This window comes from Natronorubrum halophilum (assembly GCF_003670115.1).
Taxonomy (GTDB): Archaea; Halobacteriota; Halobacteria; order Halobacteriales; family Natrialbaceae; genus Natronorubrum; species Natronorubrum halophilum.
The window spans coordinates 1235015-1260525 of sequence record NZ_QQTY01000001.1 but is presented as its reverse complement, the minus strand read 5'-3'; the positions used below and the strand labels follow the sequence as shown (position 1 = coordinate 1260525).

The window sequence follows — 25511 nt, the reverse complement described above, 5'->3', positions numbered from 1 at the left end:
GCCACAGCGGCGGGGTTCCTCCCGTACCCATCCCGAACACGGAAGATAAGCCCGCCTGCGTTACGGGGAGTACTGGAGTGCGCGAGCCTCTGGGAAAGCCGTTTCGCCGCCTCCACTCATACCTCGATCCCGCATCCGGGATCACTGCAGCAGCGTGGAACGGCCACACTGCACTCTCATCACCCGTGAGAGGGTCCGCCGGGACTCTCTGCGGTATCACTACCCTGCACAGCGATGGCTGTGCGGGGTTGTTATCTGTCTCGAGGACGGTCGCAGAGCAACGATTGTGCCGTACCGCTATGCTTAAACGACCGCAACTGCAAGGGGAGAACGCGCCAAGGTGGCAGAGTCCGGCCGAACGCAGCGGCCTGCAGAGCCGCCCACCGCCGGTTCAAATCCGGCCCTTGGCTTCTTCGAATATCCGTTTTCGATAGCAACCGCTACCTGATCGATTTGATCACGGGAAACGGGCGGCGCGAGCGCCCTCGATTTCGAGGGTGATCGAAGTAAATACGCATTACCCACGAGCTGCAACGGGTTCAGAGTAGGCCGTTTTCTTTCGCCAATAGCAGCGCCGTCATCGTTGAGTCGTTCGCCGGCCGTTCGCGAGCGCGCTCGAGGGCTGTCGTCACTGGAACCGTCCTCACCTCGAGAAATTCGTTACTATCTAGTTCGCGCTCGCCGGGTTCGAGGCCCTCGGCGTAGACGATGGCGCGGTCGTGGCGAAGCACGCCGGTTGCGACCGCGTACTCCTGTAAGAGTGCGGTACTCGAGGGTTTAAAACCGGTTTCCTCCTCGAGTTCGCGCGCAGCGGCCCGGGTGTAGGACTCGCCGTCTTCGACGATTCCGGCGGGGAGTTCGAGGTGGGTTTCGCGGATCGCGGGCCGGTACTGTTCGACGAAGAGGAGGCGGTTTTCGTCGGTGGAATCGTCCCCGTTTCCATCGATGGACGCGATGAGGTCGCCGTCGATCCGGGCGACGATGACGACCGCTGGCGGCAGGTCTGCCCAGTAGTAGCGTTTCTTCGTGCCGTCGGGTTGCTCAAGGAGGTCGTAGCCGCCGTCGTACCAGCCGGTCTGGTACTCGGTGACTTCCTCGAGGAGGTCCCACTCGTCGGGTGCTGTCATCGAGGAGTGGTGTCGGCCTCGAGCGGGTAATAGGTGCCGTTCTCCGGGTAACTCGGGTATCGGGTCCGCGAACGCTCCGCCTCGATCAGTCGTCGCCGGTGGCGACCGACCGGAGCGTCAGCGTCTCGTCGACCACGATGAGTGCGGTTCCCGCGTCGGCCTCGAGATCGACGGCGAGTATCGGCGGGTCTTGCGACTCGAGCCGCGTCGTGCCCACAGGGAGTTCCCAGAGACGCTGCTCGGGGTCGATTCCCACCGAACGGAGCGCCGACGCGACCCGATCATCGCCCACCATCGCCGAGAGGAGATCCATGCCGACGATAAACGAGCAGGTGTTACAGGCGAGTTCGACCCAGTGATCTCCTCGTTCGATGGAATTCGTCCGGAGGTCGACGTTCATCGAGCCGACGCAGTCCGGGCACTGGCCCCTGCGGGCGACCTCGACGTCGCATCGGACCCGGTTATCGACGGCGTCGAGAACGGCGTCCGAACCGTGGCTCGCAAACCCGTTTTGTGGAAAGGAGTAGGTGAATCCGATCCACTCCTCACAAGCGTCGCAGTCGATCGAAACGAACCCCCTGTCGTAGCGCAAGACCAGCGGCGACCCACACTCCGGACACGCCGCCTCGAGCGAGCGGGGTTCGAACTCGAACGCCTCGGTCGGCCGGTGTGCGAGGACGGTGCGGTAAAGCGCCGTCGCGCTCGCCGTGGGGACGTAGCCGTCCTCGACTTTTCGGACGTACGCCCCACGAAGTTTGTTGAGATGGTAGTTGAACTTGCCGCTGTCTTCCATTTCGACGGCAGCCATCAGCTCGGAGTAAGATTTCGGTTCGGTGTAGACGGCGACCCAGTCCTCGAGCAGCGCAAGCAGAATGTCGAGCCGGATATCGTGACCCAGCAGGGAGAAGGCCTCGCGCGCATTGATGTCGGTGCTCGGTTCGAACTCCATACCGTTCGTCACAGGGAGAACGCAATGATCGTTCCGGAGTGGTCGGTACCGAGAGGCGGCTACAGCGCCTGTGAAATCGAGTTCACAAAATAACTACTTAGCTGTCGACCGATCACTCGACCGATGGCACAGATCCCGACCGTGGTCGAACGACTCGAGCGACTGTCGCGCCGTCGCCTACTCCGCTCCAGCGGAGCGGCTGGCGGCGTTCTTTTCGCTGGCTGTCTGGGAACGGATGACACGTCGGACGACGAGACGATGTTCGCGTACATGCAACTCGAGAACGGATTCGAGACGACCGAGGAGTGGTCATGACCGACGGAGACACCGACGCCGGTGAGAAGCGCCAGCCTAAGAGTCGCGCGGGTCGCCTCCGGAGGCGGCTGCACGAACTCGATCCCGCCCGATTTGGGGTTCTCGGCGTCCTCTCGCTGCCCGGCTATCTCGTTGAATCGCTCGCGTTCATGCGGATGTTCACGCTGTTCTTCCTGCTGTTCTTCTGGGTATTACTCGAACCGCTCGTCGATCTCGCGCTCAAGCGCAGCGCCGACTCGGACACCGAACCGACCGACTGGATACGCATGGGCGATTGGCGGGAACTGGTCGTCGCGTACTTCATGATCCCGGTGACGTTTCTGAACCCGCTAGCGCTCGTACAGGATCTGCTGCAAATGCTCGGGTCGGGCGTCGCTTACGTCCGCCACCGCGGCTCGGTCCCCGTCGCGGGCGACGATCAGCAGGCTTCGTATCGACTGCCCGTCGAGGGTACCTGGACCGTCGTCAACGGCAGCCTCGAGAGAGAGTACTCCCACTCGTGGCTGCCGATGAACCAGCGCTACGCGTACGATTTCGTCGTCACCGACGAGGACGGCCGGTCGCTCCCTGAGGGAACCGGTCCGGCCGTCGGGGCGTATCACTGTTACGACGAACCCGTCCTCGCTCCGGCTGACGGCGTGGTCGTCGACGTCCTCGATACCGAGTTCGAGCCGTCGTGCGGCGGCGGGTTTTCCCACCCGCTGAAACGCGACATTCGAGGCAACTACGTGACGATCCAGCACGCACCCGACGAGTACAGTTGTCTCGCCCACCTCGTTCCCAGCAGTGTCGCCGTTGAACCGGGCGAGCGCGTCGAACGCGGCCAGTCGATCGGCCGCTGTGGTCACTCCGGGAACTCCTCGGAGCCACACCTCCACTTTCAGGTTCAGGATCACCCGACGTTCGAGATGGCGGCCGGCGTTCCCGTCCGGTTCGAGAACGCGACGGTCGAATCGCCCTGGCTCGAGGACGACGATCCTCGCCCGGCAGTCACCGAAGACGAAGCCGAGTCGACCGCGATAACCGCTGGACAGCGCGTTACGGCCGTCGGTAGCGCGGATCGAAAGCGCGACTCGGACGACCAGCCCCTGTCGATTCCGGGACGCAAAACGGTTGCCACGCTCGAGCGACTCGCCTTCGGTGGAATCGTCGGTGGTCTGCTCATGTTCGTCGCGGGCATCGTCGTCGGACCGGGGGAAACCGCGCTCGTCCTCGCCGCCGCTGCCCTCGTCGGAGTCGGGTTCTGGCTCGTCGCCGGGCGTTGGAACCGGGCTCGACGGCCGGGTGGCGTCGGCACGTCGCTCGGTATCGCGCTGGTCGCCGCGCTCTGGGCCGGTTTCCCGGCCGTCCGATCGTCGACGCCGTTCGTACTGGTTGGCGTGGCGCTCTACGTGCTGGTCGCGGAGTACGATCGGGTTAGACTACGGCGCGCCTATGGGAGTCGAAAACGGCCGCAGTCGGAATCGGAGGGAGAACGACGCGCGGGAACGTAGGGCTACAGTAGGTCTCGATACAGGCGTCCGAACGCCTGCCGGCGTAGGGTCGCTACCGCCGCGTCCTCCTCGTTCTGGAACGTCGCGGCAACCGCCTCGTCCTCCGGCCCGCCGTGCCAGACGACGCGCTCGGCGTTCTCGTGGCCCGCGACCGTCACCTCGCCGTCGTAGGACGCCCGCCAGTCGTCGAACTCTTCGCGACTCCCGACGCGTACCTCGAGCAAACTCGCAAAGAGGGCGTCCCGAGCGGTTTCGACGACCTCGCTCGTAACGCGGTCGCCGTACTCCTCGCGGTCGAACTCCATGGCCTTCGCCGTCTCGCGGACGACGGTCTGTGCTGCGGGGCCGACATCCGAATAGCGTTCGCGCACCGCCTCGGCCGACGCCGGGGCGAACGTTCCGACAGTGTGCATACCTCGATATGCTCGGGGCTCCCAGTTACCAGTTACGCGTTCCCCGAGGCGGACTCGTCGTCGCCGGACTCCTCGTCGTTTGCGGTTTCGCCGTCCTCATCTCCGTCGTTGCCAGCATCGTTGCGTTCCGCTCCCGTCATCCGCTGGGTCATCTCTCTGGCCTCCCGCAAGACGCTCTCTGCGTCGCCGGTCATCGATCCGCGCCCCGGTCGGCGGCTCTGCCGGGCGATTCCCTCCTCGAGTCCCCCCGGACGGCCGTGGTCGTGCCCGCGGCTTGGCCCCTCGAAATCGGGCGTTTCGATCTCGCGGGCGTACTGGCTAACGATCTCGCCTAACTCCTCGGGCGAGCAGTCACTCCAGTCGGGGGCGTGTTCTTCTAACCACTCGCCGTGGTCCTCCCGACCGAGCGAGGCGGTGATCGCGAGGTGGTTCGCGAGATGCTCCGCATCGGCCTGTTCGGCGTCACAGACGGGGCAAGCGTATCCCATGTCGGTGGGTACGAGCGCCGGCAGTAAAACGACCGCGTCCGAGGACGGGCGTGACACGCTCGAGGTCGGTTCCCGATCAGTTGAGTTTTCGAATCATCACAATCGCGTCCTCGTCGTCCCCGTAGTAGTCGGGAACGAATCGAAGCGATTCGAAGCCGAACTCCCGGTAGAGTCGCTTCGCGTCCTCGTTGGAGCGGCGAACCTCGAGTTTGACCGTGTCGGCCCCGCGTGCCGTCAGAACGGCGAGCGACCTCGAGAGGAGCGTGCTGCCGATGCCCGTCCCGCGGTAGTCGGGGTGAACGGCGATATCCTTGACGTGGCCGAGTTGTTGCCCGAAGTTCTGCGTGATGTCCGCAACGATGTAGCCGGTAACCGCCGTCGCGCCCTCGACGGCGACGAGAAAGCCTGGCTCGCCGAGAAACCGTTCGAAGGCGTCGTAGGGCCACGGCTGGGAAAACGATTCGGTCTCGATACGGACGACCGCGAGTAAGTCGGCACGCTCGGCGGGGCGGACTGCGAACCTGTCGTCGCCGTTACCAATTCCGGGGGCCTGCGTCGTCACACGTGAGCGTAGTCGGCGAACGGTAAAAGAAGTAGCGTCGAGGACCGGATCAGACGCGCTCGAGGCGCTCGATCTCCGCGTCCGACCAGTTATAGTAGTGCCTGTCAGTCGTTTCGAGGACCTCGACGCACTCGTTGTGTCGTTCGCGGACCTCGTCGACCAGCGGATCGTCGCGGTTGTCCTCGACCCACTCGCGCAGTTCCGCGAGCGCTTTCGGCGAGTAGGTGTCCACTCGATCCTGGTGGCTGAGCAGTTCGACCTTCCGTCCTTCCTGGCGTAGCGTCCGAACGAGCGCCCAGAGGGCGACGCCCCAGAACGCGAGCAGGGTGAAGATGAGCATCCCGAGAACCTCGATGGAGAGGTCACCGATCATCAGTCATCACCTCCGGGGACTTCGGCAGTCTCTGGTTGGCCGCCCCGGCCCTCGAGGACGGACATGACCGCGTAGCCGATGATCGGGAACAGGACGATCACAAGCATGCCGCCGATCATCTCGCTGGTACCGAAGTTCTCCCACGCGAAGTAGGTCATGATGAAGATCATGACGGCGGGGATGACGTACTTGATCACGGGATCCCACCAGCGGCCGACGTAGACGCCGGCGTTTCGGTTCACGGCGAGCATTCGGAGCCGTTTCGGGCCGATGACCCAGCCGATGACGCCGATGATGGCCAGCGTCGCGAGCGGCAGTCCCCAGTTCCCGAAGACGAAGTCGAGGTAATCGAGTACGTCAACGGAGTACGCACTCGGAAGGCCGACCAACCAGATCACGCCGCAGACGGCGAGGATGGTCTGCGTTCGATCGAGACGCGTCTCCTCGCTGACCGTCGTCACGCCGACTTCGGTGATGAGCAGCCCCGACGTGAACGTCGCGAGGAAGAAGCCGACGAAAAAGAGGATGGCGACGAGTCCACCCAGCGGGATTTCGGGAAAGACCTGCACGAGCGAGACGAACGCCAGTCCGGCACCGACGTCCGGTTCGACGCCGACCGCGAAGACGACGGGAAAGATGGCCAGCGCCGCGAGGATGCCGATGCTCGACTCGCCGATGGCCGTGAAGACGCCGCCCCCGAGCGGGACGTCGTCGTACTCCCGGAGGTAGCTCCCGACGGTCAGGGCGATCCCCCAGCCCAGCCCCGTAGAGAACAGCGCCTGGCCGAGCGCAGCGATCCAGGTGCTGCTCTCGGTCAGATACTCCCACTGGATGCCGAAGGTAAAGGCGATTCCCTCGCTCGCGCCGGGCAACGTGAGTCCGCGGATCGTCATGACGACGAGCGCGATCACCAGCGCCGGTACCGCGTAGACGACGAGTCGCTCGACACCGCGGCGAATGCCGAGGACGAGGATCGACGCGATCGAGCCCATCACGACCGTATGCAGCCCGATCATCAGCGCCGGATTCGCGAAGAGGGCGTTCATGAACGCCTGGGCCTCGAAGCCGCTCGCCGTGAAGGTAAACGCCAGCGAGTGGATCGCGTAGTACAGCGTCCACCCGATCAGCGGCGAGTAATACGACATGAGGGCGACGTTCACCAGTAAGACGACCACGCCGAGACCGACCATTCCGCCCCGGCCGACCACGTCGCGAAACGCACCGATCACCCCCTTTTTCGTGTATCGGCCGAGAGCGACCTCGGCCATCAATCCCGGCACCGCGAGGACGAACAGGAGCGTGAGGAAGGCGAGAACGAACGCCCCGCCGCCGTTGTCTCCCATCACGTACGGGAACCGCCAGATGTTTCCAGCGCCGACCATCGCGCCGACCATCGCCATCAGGAAGCCAAAGCGCGATCCCCATTCCGCTCGAGCCGTCTTGATTGGGACATCAGCCATCGTCGGATCACCCCGAGATACCACCACGTACAGCCATCTATATCTTTGGTGCTTGTCACCGAACCGCATCGAATTACTGGCTGATTACCCGTCGACACGGACCGCACGCTCGAGATCCTCGAGCGCGTCGAGCAGTTAGTGTTCGGCGTGGTGGATCTCTTCGAGGTCGCGTTCGAACAGATCTCGAATGGCTTCTGTGCTCATGATCCAGCGGAGTGAGAGAATCGCCAGCCTGCGATGGCAGGTACTGGCGAGCGGCGTCGCAACTACTTCTGGATCTCGTTTTCGTCTCCGGACTGGACCGACTCGACTCGATCCGCGTGGGTCTCGAGATCGGCCGCGAGCGTTCGCGCCTGCGCGGGCGTCAACTCGAGGTCCTCCATGTGTTTCGGTAGCTGTTCCTCGGAGAGGTTGTCCAGTTCCAGCTGGAGGTGTACGCAGTCGGGGGAGTCCCTGTCGGCGGCTGCGTTCACGATGGCAACTGACTCCCACTCGAACCCGTTGCCCTTCGCAACGGCGTCGACGTAATCTAGCGTCGTGTGCGCGTTGACCGTGATCAGTCGATCGGACATGGCTAATCTCTCGTGGGGTGGCCACTTATACGGGCGGATGGAACGATACACCGGGGGTTGATGTGACGCCCGGACCGATACCCGAACCACCCTGGTCCGTCATCACACGGAATTCGATCGTCCGTTACGCTGCCAGACGGTCACACACCACTGACCAGTATCGAAGCGTAGTGTAATCACTTCCTGTCTCCAGCTACATACATTCGGCCGGAACAGTGCCTCGTCTACCGGCCGTTCTTGCCCCAAATATCGAGCACCGTCTCAGGAGCCGTCGGTTACGTCGGGCGGATCTACTCGGTCCGCTACCCGGCGGACATCCGTTCCGTACCGTTCACTTCCCGTTTCGCCCCTTATCGACTGTTAGTTCGGCCTCCGGGTCTGCAGGCCTCGGTCCCCGAACGAAGTGCGTACGAACGTGGTTCTGTACGGCTCCTCGAGGACGCCACAGCGGAACCACGCGTATCGCCCTCGAGACGGACTCTCCGGGGTCTCTCTCGAGCGTGGAGGCTGGCGGGACACGCGTTCTCACTCGGTCGAATGGTCACGTTCCGTACTCGGTACCCGTCGGAGCCGAACCCGCACACAAATAATATGATCAATGTGACAGCTGCGTCAGAGATACCGGCATAACTGACCTGTAGGGCCAAGCACGGGTATCGCTTGCAGCCGAAGCGGTACTTATGCCTTCGGCGTCCGAAGGGGCGTCCATGACTGACGCGGCCGAATGTAAACCGGAGGCGGTCGACCACAAGCAGGAAGACGAGGAGCGTGACGACGCTCACCTCGACGATATCGAGGAGGGGGCCGGTTGTACGGAAATCTGGGAGCACCTCGCCGAACAGCGCGACGAGTGAGATATTCGCCCCGGCAGCGACTTTTTTGACCTCGAGGCCCGTACGAGTGGTATGACCGACAACCGGCCCGGCGATCGCTCGCCACGTCGTCGCGACAACGGTCGATCGATCCCGACGGACCGCGAATCTCCCGTTGGCGCACCTGTTATTCGGGGCGACGAATCGGTCACCGGTACCCGCGCTCGCGAGGCGGTTCAGTTCGACCCCGACGACCCGGAGAGCCTCGCGGATGCCGCCGAAACCGTTCGCCAGTTCGCCGCTGGCGCGACCAACGACGATCACCTCTACATGCTCCGCGGTGCCGCCGCCTGCGCCGCACTCGTTCGCGGTGAGGGATCCTACAAGGCCGCAGCCGAACGCGCCGGCGGCGACGCGACGGTTTCGTTCATTCGAAAGTGGGCTCGCGTACACGACCTTCCCCGATCGGTCCGGAAACAGGTCGCACTCGGCGGTATCGCACCGACCGCTGCCAAACACATCGCCCGGGTCGGCGGTGAATCGCGCCTCCTCCTCGCGTGGGCGACCCTCGACGGCGAACTCACCGTCCGCGAGGTTCGAAGCATCGCCAGCGCCGTCAACGACGACGTCCCGATCGACCACGCGCTCGCCGAACACGGCGTCACGCTGGGACAGTTCGAACTGACGCTCTCACCGTCGACCTACCGCGATCTCCACCGTCGCGCCTCCATCGAGGGCGTCGAATCCGGGACGATCGTCACCGAGGCCCTCGAGCAGTACTTCGAGTAACACCGGGTCGGCTCGAGACCGATCACCTCGGTGTCGAATCACGGGACGGGAAGGCACCGCGGAAGAAAGAAACGTTTAACCATCGCTCTCCGGAAGTACCACTCACGGGGCCGGTAGCTCAGTCTGGCAGAGCGTCTGGCTTTTAACCAGACGGTCGCGTGTTCAAATCGCGCCCGGCCCGCTTCTCGCCGCGAGCAAATCCGTGAGCGGCGAGCATCGGAACCGGCGGGATTTGAAGGAGACGAGTCGCAGCCCGGGACCGCGAACGGAGTGAGCGACCCGAAACGTCTCGACGGAGTTCATAATCGCGCCCGGTCCGCTACGTTGCCGTGGACAGATACTCGAGAAGCAGGTCGCTGCAAAGACGGCGTGCTCGCGATGACGACTCGGTCATCGATCGCGCCGTCTCATTTCGATCCGCGACCGAGTGGGAAATGAGTGTGTTCGCGGCGTCCGGTTTTCCCTATCGACTGTTCTCGCGTTTCGAAGGTCGTCGAGAGCGCCAATCCCACGATGGCGAGCATGATGATCGCGATCCCGACGTACGTCACTATCGTGAGGCCGCCCATAAACAGGCCGACGACGAAAACGATGGTCCCGACGAGCTGGCCGACGAACAGGGCTCCGAAGCCGATTGATTCGCTGTCCATACGCTATCGAACGACGCGTAGAACAATAACCAATTTATACGAACCCGCGGTATATCCGTTTTCCTGGCCGTTTTCGCGACCTAACGCGGCTGACCGCGCACACCGTTCGCCGGCGCGGGTCGACCCGTGGCCTTATTCTGTCCGCGTCCCAAGCCGACAGTAATGGATGGCGAAATCACTCCCGACGAGGTCAACGACCTCCTCGAGGACGGTGCCGACGTCTGCGTCGTCGACATTCGCGACAAACAGAGCTTCGAGTACAGCCACATTCCCGACAGCGAGAACGTCCCGTTCCACGAACTCTCCGGCCGGATCGCGGAACTCGAGGGCGAAGACCATATCGTGACCGTCTGTCCGCACGGTAAAGCCAGCGTGCAGGCGGCCCAGCTCATCGGCTCCTACGAGGGCACCGCGGACGCCCGCGTCGAGAGTATGGCGGGCGGTCTGGACAAGTACGGTATGAAGTTCGGACTCGCCGGCGACGGGGACGGTGAAACCGAGGACTCCGCGAACGCCGAATCTCCGTTCTGAGCGGTCTCCGGTCCAGCCGCTCTCGAGAGCGGTGAAAAACGAAAATCGGTACCGGAGCGATACGTGAGACGGTCGCGGGTTCGGAAGTCGTCTCAGATCATCGCGGATTCTGGGTCAGGCGACGTTGAAGCCGCGGTCTCGAAGGAAGTCTTCGATGCGGCCGGAGTGATTGCCTTGCAGTTCGATGTGGCTGTCTTCGACCGTGCCGCCACAGGCGAACTTTGATTTGAGATCCGAGGAAAGACTGTCCAGGTCGACGTCTTTCGGATCGAATCCTTCGATGATCGTTACCTCTTTACCGTATCTGCGCTCGTCAATGCGGATGTTGAGTTGCTGTTGTCCCTTGGCTACGTCCTCACAGACGCAGAGTTCCTCGGGCAGCCCGCACGTCGAGCAGACTTCCGACATTACGTTCCATGCTACGAAACGGCCATATTAAACACTATCGGGACCCGCATGCCCTTGCATGGTTCTTTTTGAGTGAGCGACCGGTCACCGCCGCCCGCGACCGACCATCGGAAGTCGCTCTCGAGCGAGTTCGTCGACCATTTCGATCGCTTCGTCGGCGTTCGCCCGACTCACCCCGCCGGCGTAGGTCGCCCGTTCGTAACGGTCGGCGACCGTTCTGGCTCGAGGGTCGACCGACCGGTCGGGATCCGACGCGAGCGCACCGATGTACTGGCGGGCCGATTCCCCCCGATCTCGCGGCCGGTACTCGCGAGCGAGCAGGCGCTCGAGTCGTCGGTAAGCGCGTCTAACGTCTCGGTCGGGATCGTTCCCGGGCCGCTGCCAGTACAGCCCGAGTTCCCGGCGAGCGCGGGCGGTCAGACTGGTCCGGTGGACGCCGGCGACGACTCCGACGAGGGCGATGAGCCCGAGCGTGGCGACTTCGCGCGAAACGGCCAGGAGCGCCAGATAGCTGCTCCAGTCGTCATCGTCGGCTTCGACCGATTCGGATCCGTCGCCGGGGTCGGACGGTTCGCTTCCGTTCGACTCGGTTCCGTTGTTCCCGTTCGAACCGTTGGCGGGGTCGGACGGCTCTTCGTTGGCGGGATCGGATGGCTCTTCGTCGGCGGGGTCGTCGACGCCGTTGGCGGGATCGGACGGCGTTCCGTTCCCGTCGTCGGGATCGTCTTCGTCGGAGACCGGCACGTCCTCGCTGGCGTCGGTGTCGACGTTCTCGACGCCGTCCTCGCGGGCTTGCTCGACGCGCTCACTGTGGACCGTATCGCGGGAATCGCCGGGCGTCGGTTCGAACGCGACCCAGCCGTGATCGGGGAAGTAGACCTCGACCCAGGCGTGGGCGTCCGTTCCGCGGACGACGTACTCGTCGTCATCGACCTGCTGGCCGCTCGTGTAGCCGGTGACGTAGCGGGCCGGAACGTCCTCGGCGCGCAGCATCTGGGTCATCGTCGTCGCGAAGTAGACGCAGTAGCCCTCGTCCATCTCGAGCAAGAACTCCTCGGCGACGTTGCCGTCGGGCCGGGCGGCGTCGAGCGAGTACCCCTTCGACGTGCGGAGGTGGGATTCGATAGCGGCCGCCTTCTCGTACGGAGTGTCGGCATCGGCGGTGATCTCCGCGGTTCGCGATTCGAACTCGCTCGAGACGCCCTCGGGCGTCTGGAGGTAGTCGTCGGTGACCGACTCGGGATAGTCCGTGCCCGCGTCCCGGAGTTCACGCGGGCTGGGATCGATACTCGCGCTCTCGACGGCGTAGGTATCTCCCTCGAGAACCGGCGTCGTGGGGTGCACCTGACCGTGTCGAGAGACCTCCGCGTGTCGGGCGAAATCGCCCTCGATCGCGACCGGCTGGGGCGCCGTCGGCAGCACGCCGAGATCGGTCTCGGCGGTGATGGTCTGGCGAAATCGATCGGCGTCGCCGGGCGGCCCCTGGATGGAACCGTCGTAATCGCGCGGCTCGCCGGTTCGGACCCACTCGTCGCCGGTAAAGCGGTCGTAGACGCCCGTTCGCCAGTAAGAGGGCTGTTCGGACTCGACGGTAAAGCGCACCTCCGGCGAGAGTTCGACCGGTCCGCCGATCGCCGATCGCTCGGAGGACGAATCGATCGTGCCCTCGAGCGTCCCGGGATCGTTCCCGGAGACGCGCGATGACGTGCCCATATCGCCGGGAATGAACGAGACGGACAGCGAGAGGACGATGATCAGCGCGAAGAGAACGGCGAGCAGGTCCGCCTGGGCGACCGAGCCGTCGCGGCGCTCGAGTTCGCCGAAGCCGATGGCACCGATGGCGGCCATCGTTCCGAGCAGGGTGATCGTCGTGCCGGCGTCGCCGGTCAGGACGAGGAAGGCCAGTGCGAATCCGCCGGGGACGACGCTGAGAGCGTACCGACCCCGGACGGCGAGATACCACGAGAGGAACACGGGAGCGGGAACAAACGCGAGCGTCCAGACATCGGCCGCGACCATCCGGAGCAGCGGCAGGCCGACCACGAGCGACAGCGTATCCGAGAGGATGGCGTCGCTGGCCGAGAGCATGGCTTCGGCTCCGACGCCGCTGATCTCGAGGTAGTAGGCGAATCCGAACACACCAGCTGTGATCGCGGCGACCGTCGCGGTTCGCGGTCGGATCGCCCACGCGAATATCGTCGCCGCCACGAGCATACTGGCGACGAGGACGAGCAGCGATTGGGTGCCGCCGACGACGCGCGTCACCTCGCGGAGCACGCTCACGTACGATGCCGTGAGGACCAACACGCACCCACACGCGAGCAGCCGAAAGGTGCCGGCATCGATCGTTCGGCCGACGTCGAAATCGACCGTTCGGTCGCCGGCGTTCGAGCCCGATTCCGCGCTCATGTGGCCACCCCCGACTCGTCCTGGCCGGGACCGGTTCGCGTGCGTTCGCGACGCTGTCCTGTCACGCCGCGGTCCGCCGCGCGATCGGTGTCCGCGCTGTGCGTCTTCGTGAGCCGACCGAACGGGACCGCCCGGCCGTCGATGACGACCCGCGTTCCGTCTGCGTCGGCCTGAACCAACACGTCCGCGTCCCGTCGCTGTCGGTCTTCGAGTTCGCCGTGTCCGAGGACGGCGAACTGCGCGAGGAGTTCGTAGTGGTGTTCCTGTCCCGACCCCGGCGCGTGGTCGTCGTCCGGCGTGACGACGCCAACGCTCACGCCGCCCTCGAGTAGGTAGGTCGTGATGCTCGCGAGGGCCGTCGCCAGTTCGTCGTCCCAGCCGGGTGCGCATTCGGCGGCGACCGTGGCGGAGCCGGCTTCCTCGTCGGCGGTGTACTCCGTGACGACCAGATCGGCGTCGGTTCGCTTCGCGGCGGATTTCCAGTTGACGTCCCGCAGTGCGTCCCCGCGCTGGTACTCCCGCAGGTGGTCGAACTCCTTGCGATCCCGTCCGCTGATCGCCTCGACGAACGCACGGAGATCCTGTCCGGGCGCGTCCCAGAGGTCGTGGACGCGCGGATAGACGAGGACGGACGCCGGTTCCTCGTAGGTGAACCGACGATTGACGAGTCCGAAGACGTCGCTGATCGTGATCGTCAGCGGCCCGATTCGGTGCTCGCCCCGCTCCTCGAGTCGAATCTCGTAGCGAAACCGAGTGTCTCCGGCGAGGGTCGTCCGCAGAGCGGGCGCGGTTTCGCCGCTCCCGTCGCTGCCGGTATCGGCTGCTCCGTCCGAGTCGAGTTCGGTTACCGAGACCCCGTCACCGACGGTGTCACGAACGGTCGCCGAGACGGTTGTGCCGGTCTCGATTTCGGTCTCTACCGTTCGGCGAGCGCCGACAAATCCCTCGCCGACGGGGACGCGCCTGATCTCGGGACGGTCGGCCCGGTATGTCGTGATCAACCCGGCGGCCAGTACGACCAGCAGCGGCGTCACGATGGCGTTCAGCGCGCGCGGTCCGTACTCCCACGCCATCGCGACCGACGCTATCACGACGAGGACGGCGCTCCAGCCGCGGATCGTCAGCCCCATCGTTACTCGACTGCGACGCGCTCGAGGGCGTTCTCGACGATCGTTTTTCCGTCACGATCGCGGTTGTTCGTCTTGATTCGGTGGGGCAACACGACGACCGCCTCCGCCTGAACGTCGTCCGGGAGCACGTACTCGCGGCCGTTGACGACGGCTCGTGCCTGGGCCGCGCGAAGGAGGGAGATCGTGCCGCGGGGGCTGACGCCGATGTGACCGTGTTCGCGAGTGTAGCCGGCGAGTCGGGTCGCGTACTCCCGAACGGGAGACTCGACGCGAACGTTCGCGACGGTCTCGCGGGCCGCGACGAGCGTCTCGAGGTCGGCCACCGGCTCGAGGGAGTCGATCGGGTGGCGGCCGACCGTGCGGCCCAGCATCTCGGCTTCCTCCTCGGGATCGGGATACCCGAGCTGGAGTTTCTTCATGAACCGATCGAGTTCGGCGAAGGGCAGGTCGTAGGTCCGGTTCGGCTCGATGGCGTTTTGCGTCGCGATGACGGTGAAGGGATCGGGGAGTTCGCGCGTCGTTCCGTCGACGGTGACCTGTTCTTCCTCCATGGCCTCGAGCAGCGCGGACTGCGTTTTCGGCGGTGCGCGATTGATCTCGTCACCCAGCACGACGTTGCCGAAAACGGGGCCGCGCTGGAACTCGAACTCGCGAGTCTTCTGGTTGAACACGTTCACCCCGGTGACGTCGGCGGGGAGGAGGTCGGGTGTGAACTGCACCCGCCGGAACGTGCAGTCGACGGACGTCGCGATCGAGCGGGCGAGCATCGTCTTGCCGACGCCGGGGACGTCGTCGAGGAGGACGTGTCCGCGGCCCAGTATGGCGGTAACGACGTGCTCGATCGCCTCGTCGTGGCCGACGATCACGTCGGCGACGTTCGACTCGATATCGGCACAGAGGTCGGCGACCGTCGATACCTCGAGTCCGCCGTTCGTCGACCTCCCGGTCTGTGATGGGGGGGTAGCGTCGGTCATAGCTCGGATGCGTACGTCGGTGGGGACCTGGTCGAACCTCTCATTAGTACGTCAAAAGTGGTTCCGGACCATATGTTTTGCGTCGAGAAACTCGCTGTCGGCCGTCGCTCGTCGGGAACGCGGTCCGGAAAAACGGTGTCGCCCGACCGATGCGAGCACCGTCGCTGCCGGACTGACAGTCAGAGAACGATACTACTGTACTGAGCCTGCTTACAGGCGTTCGACGTTCGTCGCGCGCGGGCCTTTATCGGCCTGCTCGATGTCGAACTCGAGTTCCTGACCCTCCTCTAGGTCGGGACCCCCGATGTCCTCCATGTGGAAGAACACGTCCTCGTCCGCGTCCTCAGTTTCGATGAATCCATAGCCGCCGGTGTCGTTGAAGAAGTCGACCGTACCTTTCGCCATTGCAGGTGTACACACTCACGACTGAGATATAAACCTTCGGGAGCACATTCGCAAGCCCACCGAAATACCGGGCTGTATCCGCTGGGGCCGCCGATCACCAGGGTTTGCAGTCGGGACAGACGAACTCGCCGTCCTCGCGCCAGACGCGCCCGGTATCGGTTTCACAGCGACCGCAGGCGTAGGTTCCCCACGCGTACGTCGAGAGTTCGGAATCGCGTGACAACCGGCCGGATTCCGCGGCCTCCGCGGAGTCTTCGGGTGCAGTGGCTTTCGACATCGGCTCCCCGTCGTCTTCGCTCGAGTCCGCCTGACGGTCGGCAGTGTCGCCGGTCTCGGCTCGATCCACGGCCGAATCGAAATCCGAGAGTGTCGCGTCGTCGGTCACGGTCGCGTGTACGTCGGGGATGGGCTTATACTATCGGACAATACGGCCGTTCCGACCGCCCCGTGTCGCGACGACCCGCTATCGTTCCCAGGACGATACTGGACCGGCACGGCCAAGTAGCACCGGTAACAACCCTCGAATATGGACACCATCACACCGATGAACGTTCTCGTGGACAACATCACGGAGATGATCGAACTCTTCACAGACGTCGCGATGGGCGAGGGCCTCGCCCCGCTGCTCGTCCTGATCGGAACGATCCTGATCGTCTTTACGCTCGGCGTCTTCGGCGCACTCACTCTCGGCGCGATCGGCAGCCTCTTTTCCGCTAACTCGAGCTGAGTCCCCGTTCCAAACGCGCTTACTCGGCGTTGCACTCGGTCGCCATAGCAAGTGCTTCGCTCGCTCGTCCGACTGCATCCTCGAGATCCGGCCCCAGCGGCGAACCCACGACGATGCCGTCGACGTGTTCGAGCGCCGCTTCGAAGCGATCGGCGACCGTCTCGGTCGTCCCGGCGATACAGAACGCGTCGATCATCGCCGGCGTGACGTGGCCGAAGGCGTCGGTTAGCTCCCCCTGCTCGAGGGCGTCGCTGACAGCTTCCGCCGCCTCGCGGTCGATCCCGTGGCGCTCGAGGACGGGTTCTGCGGCCCCGCCGACGATGAACGCCACCGGCGGCCGGGCCGCCTCGCGAGCCTCGGTTTCGTCTCCGGCGACGCTCACGCTCGCGAACGCGAGCGACTCGAATTCGCCGTCTCGCGGGTCGCTGTGCGCCCCGCTCGATCGATCCGGTCGCTCGGCGAGCCCCCGTTCGATCTCTCCCGCCGCCCACTCGAGGTCCGCCGGATGGGCGGCGTTGATCAGCACGCCGTCCGCGTGTTTCGCGCTCATGCGAAGCATGTGCGGCCCCTGTGCGCCGACGTAGACCGGAATCGAACGCTCCTCGAGGTTGAGCGAGGCGTCTCGCGCGGTGAACGTTCCCTCGTGGGTCACCGTCTCGCCGGCCCAGAGGTCGCGGGCGACGTCGAACGTCTCGAGGACGCGCCGAAGCGGCTTCTCGCGGTCGATGCCGAGGTTCGCGAGCGAGGAACGGTCGCCAGCACCGACGCCGAAAACGGCACGGCCGTCGCTGAGTTCGTCGATCGTCGCCGTCTGGGCGGCGAGTTTCACGGGATGGGTCTCGTAGGGATTGATGACGCCCGGCCCGAGTCGGAGTTCGTCGGTCGCGTCGACCATCCGTGAGAGCGTAACGAACGGATCGCGGTTGAAGTAGTGGCTGCTCGCGAAGGCGATATCGAACCCCTCGGCCTCCGCGAGCGACGCCAACTTGGCGATTCGAGCCGGCGGGTGTTCGGGGGTGAGTTCGATGGCCCAGGTCGCGTCGGTCGCCGCCGCACCGTTGTCATCGGTCATGAGTCGTCGAACCTCCACTCCCGCAGCGCCCGTCGAACGAGGTCGTCCTCGACCGCTCTGAACAACTCGTCGCTGCCCTCGTGGTCGCCGAACTCCCAGTCGCGGACGACGACCGCGGGCGTCCCGCCGGCACCCTCGCCGGTTACGAGATTCGCCGCCGAGGAGAGTTCGTCGACCACGGACTGGACGGTGACGCCGAGTTCGTGGCCGTCGCGGTCGAGTTCGCCGCGCCAGTCCCGACTCGCCGGCGTTCCGGCCCAGCCGAGGGCGACGCCGCGCTGGCCGTGGCGGAACGGCCGGCCGCAGGTGTCCGTGACGATCACCGCGACGTCCTCGTAACCCCGTTCCGAGAGCGTCGATCGAATCCGCTCGGCGCTCTCGGACGGCTTCTTCGGCAGCAACAGGATGTCGTGGTCCGGCACGTTCGAGCGGTCGATCCCCGCGTTCACGCAGATGTGGCCGAAGCGCGTCTCGGTCAGCAGGAAGGGACAGTCGATCAGCAGTTCCGTGCTCTCTTCCAGGACCGCCTGTGCGAATCGCGGGTCCTTCTCCTCTCCCGCCACGTCGGCGATCCGGTCGGCGATCTCCCGTGCCCGGCCGCTGACGGGGTAGTCCTCGAGATTCGCCGTTCGTCCCTCGGCTTTCGAGACGATGGTGCTCGCGACGGTGAGTACGTCGCCGGGCTCGAGGGATGCCCGATCCGCGACGAGTTCGGCGATGTCGTCGCCGGGACGGATCTCGGGGAGATCCGCCACTGGTTCGAGTTCCATACCGAAGGGTGGGAAGGCGGCGTCAAAAACGCACCGTCACCGGAGAATGGGGCCAGCGTCGGGACCTCGAGTTCGCGGGCCGTCCCTCCCCGTTCGCTCTCGAGGCGCTCGCGTTGTGCTTCGCAACCGGCACGCGCCGTTCGGCCGGGAGTACGGCTCCGCGCACTCTCGCGCGGAGCCGTCCGACCCGGGGGAGGGCAGGCCGGCGGCCGTTCCCGGCGGACTGAAAGGGCGAGCGGTGCGAGGTCGAAGCGACCTCGAAGCGAAGCGGCGAAGCCGCGGAACGAGCGCTGCCGAGCCCTCGCGAGGGCTTTCGCCGGAGTAGCCGCGTTCGAGATGGTTTTTCAACCGATCAACCGCTCAACCGATAGACGTCCCTACACTCCGTACGCGCCTCGTATTCAGCTCGAGTCTCCCAACGGTCTCAACCCGGCGGAATCGCGGTGTTACGGAAAATCACGGAGAACGTCCCGCCCTTCAGAGCGGGGATGTCGAGTTTACCTCTGGGTCACGCCCGATCGCAGTCGAACAGCGCACCCGGCCCGTCGAGGTCGATCTCGAGCCCCGAACTCCCACAGACGTCCCACAGCGTCGCGCCGTTGCTCGTGATCACCGGCACCTCGAGTTTCGCCTTGAGAGCTTCGACGGCGGCCAGCGACCGGAAGTTCGTACAGGAGACGAAGACGGCGTCGAGATCGTCGGCAACGCCGCTCCCCACGTGCTCGAGCACCTGCCGATACGCGTCGTCGGCGTCTAACGCGCCGATCGCCGTGTTCTCCTCGAGTCCTCGCCCGTCGATCGAGACGACTTCGAACCCTGCGGCCTCGAGGAAGTCGCGCTCCTTCGCGTCGAGGTCGGCGGTGTAGGGCGTCACGACCGCGATCCGTTCGGCGTCGAGCGCCTCGAGCGCGCGGCTCACCGATCTGGCCGTCGCGACGGCGGGGACGCCGGCCGCCTCCCGCAGTTGCTCCTCGAGTTCCGCGTCGAACCCCGGTCCGTGGATCAGGCTGCCGGTGGTGCAGGCGTAGGCGACCGCGTCGACGTCGGCGTGGGAAAGCAACTCGGCGGCCCGCGCCGCATCGTCGCTCATCGCGTCCAGCGCGTCGACGGTCACCGACTCGAGTTCCATCCGCGCGGCGTGGACGGTGATTTCCTCGGGCAGCCACCGCCGGAACTCCGGTTCGGCCGTCGCGTTCGAGGAGGGAACGATCAGCCCGAGTCGGCCCTGTACGGGTGTGCCGTTCGCGTCGGGTCCCACGGCGATCACACCTCCTCGTCCGACTCGGTTCGTTTTCCAGCGGCGCGGTCGGTCTCGAGCGCCGCCGCATCGCGCTCGTTCGGCTCTCCGTGTCCACCGCCGCCGGGCGTCCGGACGGCGACCGTCGCCCCGGCGTCGACGTCGACGGTCGTCTTCGCGGGCACCGGCTCTCCGTCGATCAGGTTCTCGCCGAGTGCGCCGTTCTCGCCGCCTGCGACGCCCTTCGGCGCGTGGCGACGCCGTTCGGTCAGCAGCGACACCGTCGCGTCCGTCTCGACGGTGACGGTTCGCTCGAGACCCAACCCACCCCGGAACCGACCGCGGCCGCCGCTGTTCGGGCGGAGCGCGTAGCGCTCGACCCGGAGCGGATACTCGGTCTCGAGGGACTCGATGGGCGTGTTCAGCGTGTTCGTCATGCCGACCTGCACGCCGTCCATCCCGTCGCGATCGGCTCGAGCGCCGAAGCCGCCGCCGATGGTCTCGTAGTAGGTGAACGAGCCGTCGCGCGCGCCGATGGTCAGGTTGTTCATCGTTCCCTGGCCCTGGGCGGGTACGCGTTCCGGTGCGGCTCCCGCGAGCGCGGTGAAGACGACGTCCGTGACGCGCTGGCTGGTCTCTACGTTACCGCCTACGACCGCCGCGGGCGGCTCCGGATTCAGGAGCGATCCTTCGGGCGCGTGCACGCTAACGGGCTCGTAACAGCCGTGATTCGGCGGGATCTCGGGGTCCGTGATACAGCGCACGACGAAGTAAACCGCGCTCTTTGCGACCGCGATCGGGGCGTTGAGATTCCCCTCGAGTTGCCCCGCGCTCCCCGCAAAGTCGACGTCGACCGTCGTTCCGTCGATCGTCACCGCCACCGTAATCTCGATATCGTCGTCGGTGACGCCGTCGCCCTCGAGGCGGTCGCTCGCCTCGTAGGTGCCGTCGGGCAGCGCCGCGATCTCGTCTTCGATCCGCTCGCGGGAGTAGTCGATGACGGTGTCGAACCCCCGAAGCACCGTCTCGCGGCCGTGCTCTTCGAAGAGCGCCGCGAGCCGGGTTTCGGCGCGTTCGTTCGCCGCCAGTTGCGCGCGCAGATCGGCCCGGCGCTCGGTCGGGTTGCGGATGTTCGCGAGGATCAGCGACTGTACGTCCGTACGACGTTCGCCACCCTCGACGAGTCGGGTCGGCGGGAGTCGAAGCCCCTCCTGATAGATCTCCTGCGCCCCGGCGGGCATGCTGCCGGGGGTCATCCCGCCGACGTCGGCGTGGTGGGCTCGCGAGACGGCGAAACCGACGATCTCGTCGGCTGCGTCGCCGTCGGTTTCGCTTTCGCCAGCCCCGCTGTTCCCGGGTGCGATGGGCGAGACCATCGTCACGTCCGGCAGGTGCGTCCCGCCCGTGAAGGGGTCGTTGAGGACGAAGACGTCGCCGGGCCGCGGATCGTACTCGAGCACCGCATCGACGGCCGCGGGCATCGCCCCGAGGTGAACCGGGATGTGCTCGGCCTGCGCGATCATCCGCCCGTCGGCGTCGAACAGGGCCGTCGAGCAGTCCCGGCGCTCCTTGATGTTCGGCGAGTACGCGCCGCGGATCAGCGTCTGTCCCATCTCCTCGGCGACGCTCTCGAGTTGATTCCGGAGGACCTCGAGGGTCACCGGATCGATGCTGTCGTCGGAATCGTTTTCGGTGTTCGTCTCTCTCGTCATCGCTCGCTCACCTCCTCCTCGTCCGCCGTTCGACTCATCACGAGCGTTCCGTCGTCGAGAATTTCGCCGCCCCAGTTCGGCGGGACGACGGTGGTGCTCTCGGCTTGCTCGAGGACCGCCGGACCCGAAACCGTCGTCCCCGACTCGAGGCGATCGCGGTCGTAGACGGTCGTCTCTCGCGGCCCGGTACCGCTCTCGCCGGTGCCGGGGAACTGCGCTTCTCGGGTACCGAGGCGGGCGTCGCCCGTCCCGTCGTGGCGGACCGCGGGCTCCGTCCCCGGGATCGTCGCCGTCGCGCGCAGGTTGACGACCTCGAGCGATTCGTCCATCGCGTAGCCGTACGCGCGCTCGTGGGCCTCGTGGAACCGTTCGGCCACCGCCGTCGCATCGAACGACTCGTCGACGGGAACGGTCAACTCGAAGCTCTGACCCGCGTATCGACAGTCCGCGGCGCGTTCGACCCGCGCCGCGTCCGGATCGGACGCGTCCGCGAGCACGTCGGCGACGAGGCCGTCGTACACCTCCTCGAGTTCGGCCGGATCGGCCGTGTCAAGTTCGACGCCCACCGTTCGCACGGCGTCGTAGCTCTCGTCGGCCGCGAGCAGTCCGAACGCGGAGAGCACGCCGCCCGGTCGCGGGACGACCACCCGATCCACCTCGAGCGAGTCAGCCAGCGCGGCGGCGTGCATCGGTCCCGCACCGCCGAAGGCGACGACGGCGAATTCGCGGGGATCGTGCCCTCGCTCGACCGTCACCGCGCGAATCGTCCGGGTCATCGTCGCGTTCGCCACGCGGTAGACCCCGCGGGCTGCTTCGAGCGCGCTCTCGAGGCCGGCTTCGTCGGCCAGTCGCTCGAGGGACGCGCGGGCGGCCTCGACGTCGAGGGTCATCTCGCCGCCGAGCGCGGTCTCGGGACCGATGTAGCCGAGCACGACGTTGGCGTCGGTCACGGTCGGCTCGGTGCCGCCGCGGCCGTAACAGGCGGGTCCGGGGTCGGCGCCTGCGGAGCGCGGGCCGACGCGCAGCGCACCGCCGGCGTCGACCCACGCGATCGACCCGCCGCCCGCGCCGACGGTGTTCACGTCGACTATCGGCGTCCGGATCGGCAGCCCGTCGATCTCGGCGTCGGTCGTCCGCTCGGCCCGGCCGTCCCGGACGAGGCTCACGTCGCTCGAGGTTCCGCCCATGTCGAAGGTGACCAGCCCCTCGACGTCGGCGTCGTCGACGGTCGCCGCAGCGCCGACGACGCCCGCGGCGGGGCCGGACAGCGTCGTCGTGACCGCGTGTTCCCGAACGGTTTCGGGATCGGCGATGCCGCCGTTGGCCTGCATGATCCGCGGTGCGGGAATCCCCGCGTCCTCGGCTTCGTCGACCAGTCGACCGACGTAGCGGTCGATCGCCGGCCGAACGTACGCGTCGACCGTCGTCGTCGACGTGCGCTCGAACTCGCGGAACTCCGCGAGCACCTCGTGGGAGGCCGAAACCGGAACCTCGCACTCCTCGCGCAGCGTCTCGGCGACGAGGCGCTCGTTTTCGGGGTCGGCGTAGGCGTGCAGGAGGCAGACGGCGACCGCTTCGACGTCCGACTCGCGCAGCGTCGCCGCGAGGTCGCGAACCTCGTCGGGATCGGCCGGCCGCTCGATACCCTCGGTCGTCGTTCGCTCCCCGATTTCGAACCGGCGCTGGCGCGGGACGAGGGGGTCCGGCTTCTCGGCCTCGAGATCGTACAGATCCGGACGATTCTGCCGACCGATCTCGAGGACGTCCCGGAACCCCTCGGTCGTGACGAGCGCCGTCTTCGCGCCGCCGCGCTCGAGGAGGGCGTTCACCGAAACGGTCATCGCGTGGGCGAACGCGTCGATCTCGCCGGGGTCGATAGCCGCTCGGTCGCAGGCCTTTCGGATGCCCTCGAGGACGCCGAGTTGCTGCGGATCGGTCGTCGGCACCTTCGCGGTGACCAGACGATCGTCGACGGTAAGCGCCACGTCGGTGAAGGTGCCGCCGACGTCGACCCCGATCCGGGTGTCGTCGCTCGAGCGGCGGCCGCCGTCGGCGCGCAGGGCGGTTGGGCGATCGCCGCCGTCGGTTCGCGCGGTGTGGTCGTCCATCGATACGTTCGAATTCGTGTCGCAGTCGTTTGAATTCATTCGCTTAGAGGATCAGCACGTCGTAGAGCGTCTGCAGACCGATTCCGACCACGACGAGCGTGACGAGCCCGCCGAGGACGTTCTGGAGGGTCGTGTTCGTGTGTTCGCCGAGCAGTTCGTCGTTGTTCATCGCGTAAATGAGGAAGACGGCGAGAATCGGCAACAACAGGCCGTTGGCGACCTGCGCGAAGACGATGACCTCGACCGGGTTGTAATCCAGCGCCGAGAAGACGATGCCGGTGCCGAGGATCGTCATCCAGATCGCGCGGAATCGAGTCGATTTCAGGTCGTGCTCCCAGCCGAGCACACCGGCGGTCGCGTACGCTCCCGCCAGCGGCGCGCTCATCGCGCTCGTGAAGCCGGCCGCGAAGAGTCCGATCGCGAAGAAGGTGAGCGCGTAGCCGCCGAAGACCGGCTCGAGCTGGTCGGCCATCTCGCCGACGTTGCCGATCTGGGTTCCCTCGGGGAACACCGCGGCGGCCGTGACGACGATCGAGGTCGTGATGAGCCCGCCGACGAGGATCATTCCGATCGTATCGGTGCGACACTCCGCGAGGTCGTCGGGGCCGTCCCAGCGCTCCTGGACGGTACTCGCGTGTAAGAACAGGTTGTAGCCGACGACGGTGGTCCCGACGAGACCGGCGATCAGATACGCCGAACCCTCGGGAACCGTCGGCACGAGGCCGCCGCCGAGCGCGCCGAGGTCGGGTCGGACGATGATCGCGTTGAGCACGAACGCGAGGCCCATGACGGTGACGAGACCGATGAAAACCCGTTCGATCAGCTTGTAGTTGCCCGACCACAGCAAGGCCGCGGCGACCAGCCCGATCGCTGGCCCCCAGACGTTCTCGCCGACGCCGGTGATCGTCGCGAGGCCGGCGGCCCCGCCGACGATGTTCCCCGTCTGGAACGCCGCCGTGCCGATGCCGATCGCGCTCACGACGAGCGCGATAGTCGCGCCCCTCGCGATCGGGTTCGAGAACTCGCCGCGAAACGCCTCGCCCAGTCCTTCCTTCGAAATCAATCCCAGTCGCGCGCTCATCTCCTGCAGCACGATCGTCGCCAGGATCGAGAACGCGATCGTCCACACGAGCAGGTACGCGTACTCCGCCCCGATGACGCTCGCGGTCGTGACGGTTCCCGGACCGACGAACGCTGCCGCAACCAGCGCGCCCGGCCCGATCGCCTTCAGTCGGTCTATGACTCCCATGTTACACCCATGATGTATGTCCACACACAACCCTCTCCGAAGCGGGCAAAAAGGTTGTTAAGAACCGGACATACGAATCGAACCTGCGATTCGGAGTTGGTGATCGTCGTATGAATTCGTATGAACTCGTGTGAGGCGGTGGTTTCGTCGACGTCAGTCGCTCGAGCGTTCGGTCACGATCACCTTCGAGACGCCCTGGTCGACGTCGATCTCCGTCGGCATGTCGACCGTACTGCGTTCGATAAAGCGCGTCATGAACCAGCGGATCGCCTCGGAGGGGAAGACGATGTGGTAGACGTCGTCTTCCTCCCGGCGAACGTCGAGAAAGCCACAGAACGAGAGCCACTCGAGCAGTTCGCCGACCTCGTCGAACCGGGCCGCGTACTCGCGGGCGTGATAGTCCGAGACCCGATCGGCCGCCTCGATGAACGCCGGATCGGGATCGTCCCCCGCGTAGCAGTGCTCGAGAAAGGCGTGAAGGAAGTCGACGTCCAGCAGCACGTGTTCGCCCGAGGTGAGCATCTGATAGTACTGTTCCAAGTTGTCGCTCGGCCGTCCGCTCGCCGCCTCGAAGTTCGCGGCGTAGAAGGCGAGCGCGCGGCGGACGATCTCGCTCTGTCCCTTCCCCGTCTCGGCCAGCAGCGTCTCGAGTGCCGCGTGCGAGTCCTCGTCGAGCGAGACGGTTACGCGCTGTGTCATGCTCTCACGTGGAACGCGAGACGGGTATAGTTCACGGCACGTCCCGTACGACTCAGCGTCCGTCGCGACTCCGATAC

Annotated in this window: 28 protein-coding genes, 2 tRNA genes and 1 rRNA gene; 9 read left to right on the top strand and 22 right to left on the bottom strand. The window is 65.8% G+C overall.

Going from position 1 to position 25511, the window contains the following annotated elements; all coding sequences use genetic code 11:
* Positions 1-115, top strand: a 5S ribosomal RNA gene (rrf, locus tag DWB23_RS06065); the annotation flags it as partial.
* A 219-nt stretch (positions 116-334) separates the two neighbouring features.
* Positions 335-410, top strand: a tRNA-Cys gene (locus DWB23_RS06060).
* Between the two features lie 129 nt (positions 411-539).
* Here the strand turns inward: DWB23_RS06060 and DWB23_RS06055 are convergent.
* Together DWB23_RS06055 and DWB23_RS06050 are read right to left on the bottom strand one after the other, a co-directional pair.
* Positions 540-1127, bottom strand: coding sequence for an NUDIX hydrolase (locus DWB23_RS06055; protein ID WP_121741869.1), 588 nt, complete (start codon positions 1125-1127; stop codon positions 540-542).
* A gap of 85 nt (positions 1128-1212) precedes the next feature.
* Entirely contained in the window at positions 1213-2076 is an 864-nt protein-coding gene (locus DWB23_RS06050) for a DUF7351 domain-containing protein (RefSeq protein ID WP_121741868.1), read from the bottom strand.
* A 123-nt stretch (positions 2077-2199) separates the two neighbouring features.
* Here DWB23_RS06050 and DWB23_RS06045 point away from each other — a divergent pair, with 123 nt between their 5' ends.
* Positions 2200-2391 carry a hypothetical protein gene (locus DWB23_RS06045; RefSeq protein ID WP_121741867.1) on the top strand — a complete coding sequence of 64 codons (192 nt, stop codon included), beginning with the start codon at positions 2200-2202 and terminating at the stop codon, positions 2389-2391.
* Positions 2388-3884 carry a M23 family metallopeptidase gene (locus DWB23_RS06040; RefSeq protein WP_121741866.1) on the top strand — a complete coding sequence of 499 codons (1497 nt, stop codon included), beginning with the start codon at positions 2388-2390 and terminating at the stop codon, positions 3882-3884. The genes DWB23_RS06045 and DWB23_RS06040 overlap by 4 nt, the downstream gene beginning before the upstream one ends.
* Before the next feature lie 2 nt (positions 3885-3886).
* On the opposite strand, the gene DWB23_RS06035 is transcribed toward DWB23_RS06040, so the two are convergent.
* The 6 genes from DWB23_RS06035 to DWB23_RS06010 form a co-directional block, all read right to left on the bottom strand.
* A complete protein-coding gene (locus DWB23_RS06035; protein WP_121741865.1) occupies positions 3887-4297 on the bottom strand; it encodes a DUF5809 family protein in 411 nt (136 codons plus the stop codon).
* Positions 4298-4329: 32 nt separating this feature from the next.
* Positions 4330-4785 (bottom strand): DUF5810 domain-containing protein, encoded by a 456-nt coding sequence (locus DWB23_RS06030; protein WP_121741864.1) that lies wholly within the window; start codon positions 4783-4785, stop codon positions 4330-4332.
* Between the two features lie 76 nt (positions 4786-4861).
* Positions 4862-5347, bottom strand: a complete 486-nt coding sequence (gene rimI / locus DWB23_RS06025; protein ID WP_121741863.1) for a ribosomal protein S18-alanine N-acetyltransferase — start codon at positions 5345-5347, stop codon at positions 4862-4864.
* A gap of 49 nt (positions 5348-5396) precedes the next feature.
* Positions 5397-5720, bottom strand: a complete 324-nt coding sequence (locus DWB23_RS06020; RefSeq protein ID WP_121741862.1) for a hypothetical protein — start codon at positions 5718-5720, stop codon at positions 5397-5399.
* Positions 5720-7180, bottom strand: coding sequence for a sodium-dependent transporter (locus DWB23_RS06015; protein ID WP_121741861.1), 1461 nt, complete (start codon positions 7178-7180; stop codon positions 5720-5722). Before DWB23_RS06015 ends, DWB23_RS06020 begins: the two co-directional genes overlap by 1 nt.
* A gap of 266 nt (positions 7181-7446) precedes the next feature.
* Entirely contained in the window at positions 7447-7752 is a 306-nt protein-coding gene (locus DWB23_RS06010; protein ID WP_121741860.1) for a DUF6360 family protein, read from the bottom strand.
* 707 nt (positions 7753-8459) lie between these two features.
* On the opposite strand from DWB23_RS06010, the gene DWB23_RS22905 reads away from it, so the two are divergent.
* The 3 genes from DWB23_RS22905 to DWB23_RS06000 all read left to right on the top strand — a co-directional run bounded on the left by DWB23_RS22905 (position 8460) and on the right by DWB23_RS06000 (position 9534).
* Positions 8460-8606, top strand: coding sequence for a hypothetical protein (locus DWB23_RS22905; protein ID WP_162989756.1), 147 nt, complete (start codon positions 8460-8462; stop codon positions 8604-8606).
* 51 nt (positions 8607-8657) lie between these two features.
* Positions 8658-9353, top strand: coding sequence for a DUF7119 family protein (locus tag DWB23_RS06005; RefSeq protein WP_121741859.1), 696 nt, complete (start codon positions 8658-8660; stop codon positions 9351-9353).
* A gap of 107 nt (positions 9354-9460) precedes the next feature.
* Positions 9461-9534 (top strand) — tRNA-Lys (locus DWB23_RS06000).
* Positions 9535-9760: 226 nt separating this feature from the next.
* On the opposite strand, the gene DWB23_RS05995 is transcribed toward DWB23_RS06000, so the two are convergent.
* Positions 9761-10003, bottom strand: coding sequence for a hypothetical protein (locus DWB23_RS05995; protein ID WP_121741858.1), 243 nt, complete (start codon positions 10001-10003; stop codon positions 9761-9763).
* Between the two features lie 162 nt (positions 10004-10165).
* On the opposite strand from DWB23_RS05995, the gene DWB23_RS05990 reads away from it, so the two are divergent.
* On the top strand, positions 10166-10534 hold the full coding sequence (locus DWB23_RS05990; RefSeq protein WP_121741857.1) for a rhodanese-like domain-containing protein: 369 nt from the start codon (positions 10166-10168) through the stop codon (positions 10532-10534).
* 114 nt (positions 10535-10648) lie between these two features.
* On the opposite strand, the gene yciH is transcribed toward DWB23_RS05990, so the two are convergent.
* From yciH to DWB23_RS05960, 6 genes are all read right to left on the bottom strand, one after another.
* Positions 10649-10942 (bottom strand): stress response translation initiation inhibitor YciH, encoded by a 294-nt coding sequence (gene yciH / locus DWB23_RS05985; RefSeq protein ID WP_121741856.1) that lies wholly within the window; start codon positions 10940-10942, stop codon positions 10649-10651.
* A gap of 84 nt (positions 10943-11026) precedes the next feature.
* Positions 11027-13351 carry a transglutaminase domain-containing protein gene (locus DWB23_RS05980; protein ID WP_121741855.1) on the bottom strand — a complete coding sequence of 775 codons (2325 nt, stop codon included), beginning with the start codon at positions 13349-13351 and terminating at the stop codon, positions 11027-11029.
* Complete coding sequence (locus DWB23_RS05975; RefSeq protein WP_121741854.1) at positions 13348-14481, bottom strand: DUF58 domain-containing protein; 1134 nt, start codon at positions 14479-14481, stop codon at positions 13348-13350. Before DWB23_RS05975 ends, DWB23_RS05980 begins: the two co-directional genes overlap by 4 nt.
* Positions 14482-14483: 2 nt before the next feature.
* The gene (locus DWB23_RS05970) at positions 14484-15455 is read right to left on the bottom strand and encodes an AAA family ATPase (RefSeq protein WP_121741853.1); all 972 of its coding nucleotides are present in this window, start codon (positions 15453-15455) and stop codon (positions 14484-14486) included.
* A 210-nt stretch (positions 15456-15665) separates the two neighbouring features.
* On the bottom strand, positions 15666-15860 hold the full coding sequence (locus tag DWB23_RS05965) for a cold-shock protein (RefSeq protein ID WP_121741852.1): 195 nt from the start codon (positions 15858-15860) through the stop codon (positions 15666-15668).
* A gap of 94 nt (positions 15861-15954) precedes the next feature.
* Positions 15955-16245 (bottom strand): DUF7573 domain-containing protein, encoded by a 291-nt coding sequence (locus DWB23_RS05960; protein ID WP_121741851.1) that lies wholly within the window; start codon positions 16243-16245, stop codon positions 15955-15957.
* Between the two features lie 141 nt (positions 16246-16386).
* Between DWB23_RS05960 and DWB23_RS05955 the strand changes: the two genes are divergently transcribed.
* Positions 16387-16587 carry a hypothetical protein gene (locus DWB23_RS05955; RefSeq protein WP_121741850.1) on the top strand — a complete coding sequence of 67 codons (201 nt, stop codon included), beginning with the start codon at positions 16387-16389 and terminating at the stop codon, positions 16585-16587.
* A 19-nt stretch (positions 16588-16606) separates the two neighbouring features.
* On the opposite strand, the gene DWB23_RS05950 is transcribed toward DWB23_RS05955, so the two are convergent.
* From DWB23_RS05950 to DWB23_RS05920, 7 genes are all read right to left on the bottom strand, one after another.
* Complete coding sequence (locus tag DWB23_RS05950) at positions 16607-17659, bottom strand: 5,10-methylenetetrahydromethanopterin reductase (RefSeq protein ID WP_121741950.1); 1053 nt, start codon at positions 17657-17659, stop codon at positions 16607-16609.
* Complete coding sequence (locus DWB23_RS05945; RefSeq protein WP_121741849.1) at positions 17656-18429, bottom strand: coenzyme F420-0:L-glutamate ligase; 774 nt, start codon at positions 18427-18429, stop codon at positions 17656-17658. Before DWB23_RS05945 ends, DWB23_RS05950 begins: the two co-directional genes overlap by 4 nt.
* A 508-nt stretch (positions 18430-18937) precedes the next feature.
* Positions 18938-19687 carry a maleate cis-trans isomerase family protein gene (locus DWB23_RS05940; protein ID WP_121741949.1) on the bottom strand — a complete coding sequence of 250 codons (750 nt, stop codon included), beginning with the start codon at positions 19685-19687 and terminating at the stop codon, positions 18938-18940.
* A gap of 5 nt (positions 19688-19692) precedes the next feature.
* On the bottom strand, positions 19693-21378 hold the full coding sequence (locus tag DWB23_RS05935) for a hydantoinase B/oxoprolinase family protein (protein ID WP_121741848.1): 1686 nt from the start codon (positions 21376-21378) through the stop codon (positions 19693-19695).
* Positions 21375-23486, bottom strand: a complete 2112-nt coding sequence (locus DWB23_RS05930) for a hydantoinase/oxoprolinase family protein (protein ID WP_238717356.1) — start codon at positions 23484-23486, stop codon at positions 21375-21377. Before DWB23_RS05930 ends, DWB23_RS05935 begins: the two co-directional genes overlap by 4 nt.
* A 43-nt stretch (positions 23487-23529) precedes the next feature.
* Complete coding sequence (locus tag DWB23_RS05925) at positions 23530-24735, bottom strand: Nramp family divalent metal transporter (protein ID WP_121741847.1); 1206 nt, start codon at positions 24733-24735, stop codon at positions 23530-23532.
* A gap of 153 nt (positions 24736-24888) precedes the next feature.
* Positions 24889-25434 carry a ribbon-helix-helix protein, CopG family gene (locus tag DWB23_RS05920; RefSeq protein WP_121741846.1) on the bottom strand — a complete coding sequence of 182 codons (546 nt, stop codon included), beginning with the start codon at positions 25432-25434 and terminating at the stop codon, positions 24889-24891.
* Positions 25435-25511 lie beyond the last annotated feature (77 nt).

Coding starts and splice junctions, on each gene's coding strand:
- DWB23_RS06055 (WP_121741869.1), bottom strand. CDS start 1,127: ATGACAGCACCCGACGAGTGGGACCTCCTCGAGGAAGTCACCGAGTAC.
- DWB23_RS06050 (WP_121741868.1), bottom strand. CDS start 2,076: ATGGAGTTCGAACCGAGCACCGACATCAATGCGCGCGAGGCCTTCTCC.
- DWB23_RS06045 (WP_121741867.1), top strand. CDS start 2,200: ATGGCACAGATCCCGACCGTGGTCGAACGACTCGAGCGACTGTCGCGC.
- DWB23_RS06040 (WP_121741866.1), top strand. CDS start 2,388: ATGACCGACGGAGACACCGACGCCGGTGAGAAGCGCCAGCCTAAGAGT.
- DWB23_RS06035 (WP_121741865.1), bottom strand. CDS start 4,297: ATGCACACTGTCGGAACGTTCGCCCCGGCGTCGGCCGAGGCGGTGCGC.
- DWB23_RS06030 (WP_121741864.1), bottom strand. CDS start 4,785: ATGGGATACGCTTGCCCCGTCTGTGACGCCGAACAGGCCGATGCGGAG.
- DWB23_RS06020 (WP_121741862.1), bottom strand. CDS start 5,720: ATGATCGGTGACCTCTCCATCGAGGTTCTCGGGATGCTCATCTTCACC.
- DWB23_RS06015 (WP_121741861.1), bottom strand. CDS start 7,180: ATGGCTGATGTCCCAATCAAGACGGCTCGAGCGGAATGGGGATCGCGC.
- DWB23_RS06010 (WP_121741860.1), bottom strand. CDS start 7,752: ATGTCCGATCGACTGATCACGGTCAACGCGCACACGACGCTAGATTAC.
- DWB23_RS22905 (WP_162989756.1), top strand. CDS start 8,460: ATGACTGACGCGGCCGAATGTAAACCGGAGGCGGTCGACCACAAGCAG.
- DWB23_RS06005 (WP_121741859.1), top strand. CDS start 8,658: ATGACCGACAACCGGCCCGGCGATCGCTCGCCACGTCGTCGCGACAAC.
- DWB23_RS05995 (WP_121741858.1), bottom strand. CDS start 10,003: ATGGACAGCGAATCAATCGGCTTCGGAGCCCTGTTCGTCGGCCAGCTC.
- DWB23_RS05990 (WP_121741857.1), top strand. CDS start 10,166: ATGGATGGCGAAATCACTCCCGACGAGGTCAACGACCTCCTCGAGGAC.
- yciH (WP_121741856.1), bottom strand. CDS start 10,942: ATGTCGGAAGTCTGCTCGACGTGCGGGCTGCCCGAGGAACTCTGCGTC.
- DWB23_RS05980 (WP_121741855.1), bottom strand. CDS start 13,351: ATGAGCGCGGAATCGGGCTCGAACGCCGGCGACCGAACGGTCGATTTC.
- DWB23_RS05975 (WP_121741854.1), bottom strand. CDS start 14,481: ATGGGGCTGACGATCCGCGGCTGGAGCGCCGTCCTCGTCGTGATAGCG.
- DWB23_RS05970 (WP_121741853.1), bottom strand. CDS start 15,455: ATGACCGACGCTACCCCCCCATCACAGACCGGGAGGTCGACGAACGGC.
- DWB23_RS05965 (WP_121741852.1), bottom strand. CDS start 15,860: ATGGCGAAAGGTACGGTCGACTTCTTCAACGACACCGGCGGCTATGGA.
- DWB23_RS05955 (WP_121741850.1), top strand. CDS start 16,387: ATGGACACCATCACACCGATGAACGTTCTCGTGGACAACATCACGGAG.
- DWB23_RS05950 (WP_121741950.1), bottom strand. CDS start 17,659: ATGACCGATGACAACGGTGCGGCGGCGACCGACGCGACCTGGGCCATC.
- DWB23_RS05945 (WP_121741849.1), bottom strand. CDS start 18,429: ATGGAACTCGAACCAGTGGCGGATCTCCCCGAGATCCGTCCCGGCGAC.
- DWB23_RS05935 (WP_121741848.1), bottom strand. CDS start 21,378: ATGACGAGAGAGACGAACACCGAAAACGATTCCGACGACAGCATCGAT.
- DWB23_RS05930 (WP_238717356.1), bottom strand. CDS start 23,486: ATGGACGACCACACCGCGCGAACCGACGGCGGCGATCGCCCAACCGCC.
- DWB23_RS05925 (WP_121741847.1), bottom strand. CDS start 24,735: ATGGGAGTCATAGACCGACTGAAGGCGATCGGGCCGGGCGCGCTGGTT.
- DWB23_RS05920 (WP_121741846.1), bottom strand. CDS start 25,434: ATGACACAGCGCGTAACCGTCTCGCTCGACGAGGACTCGCACGCGGCA.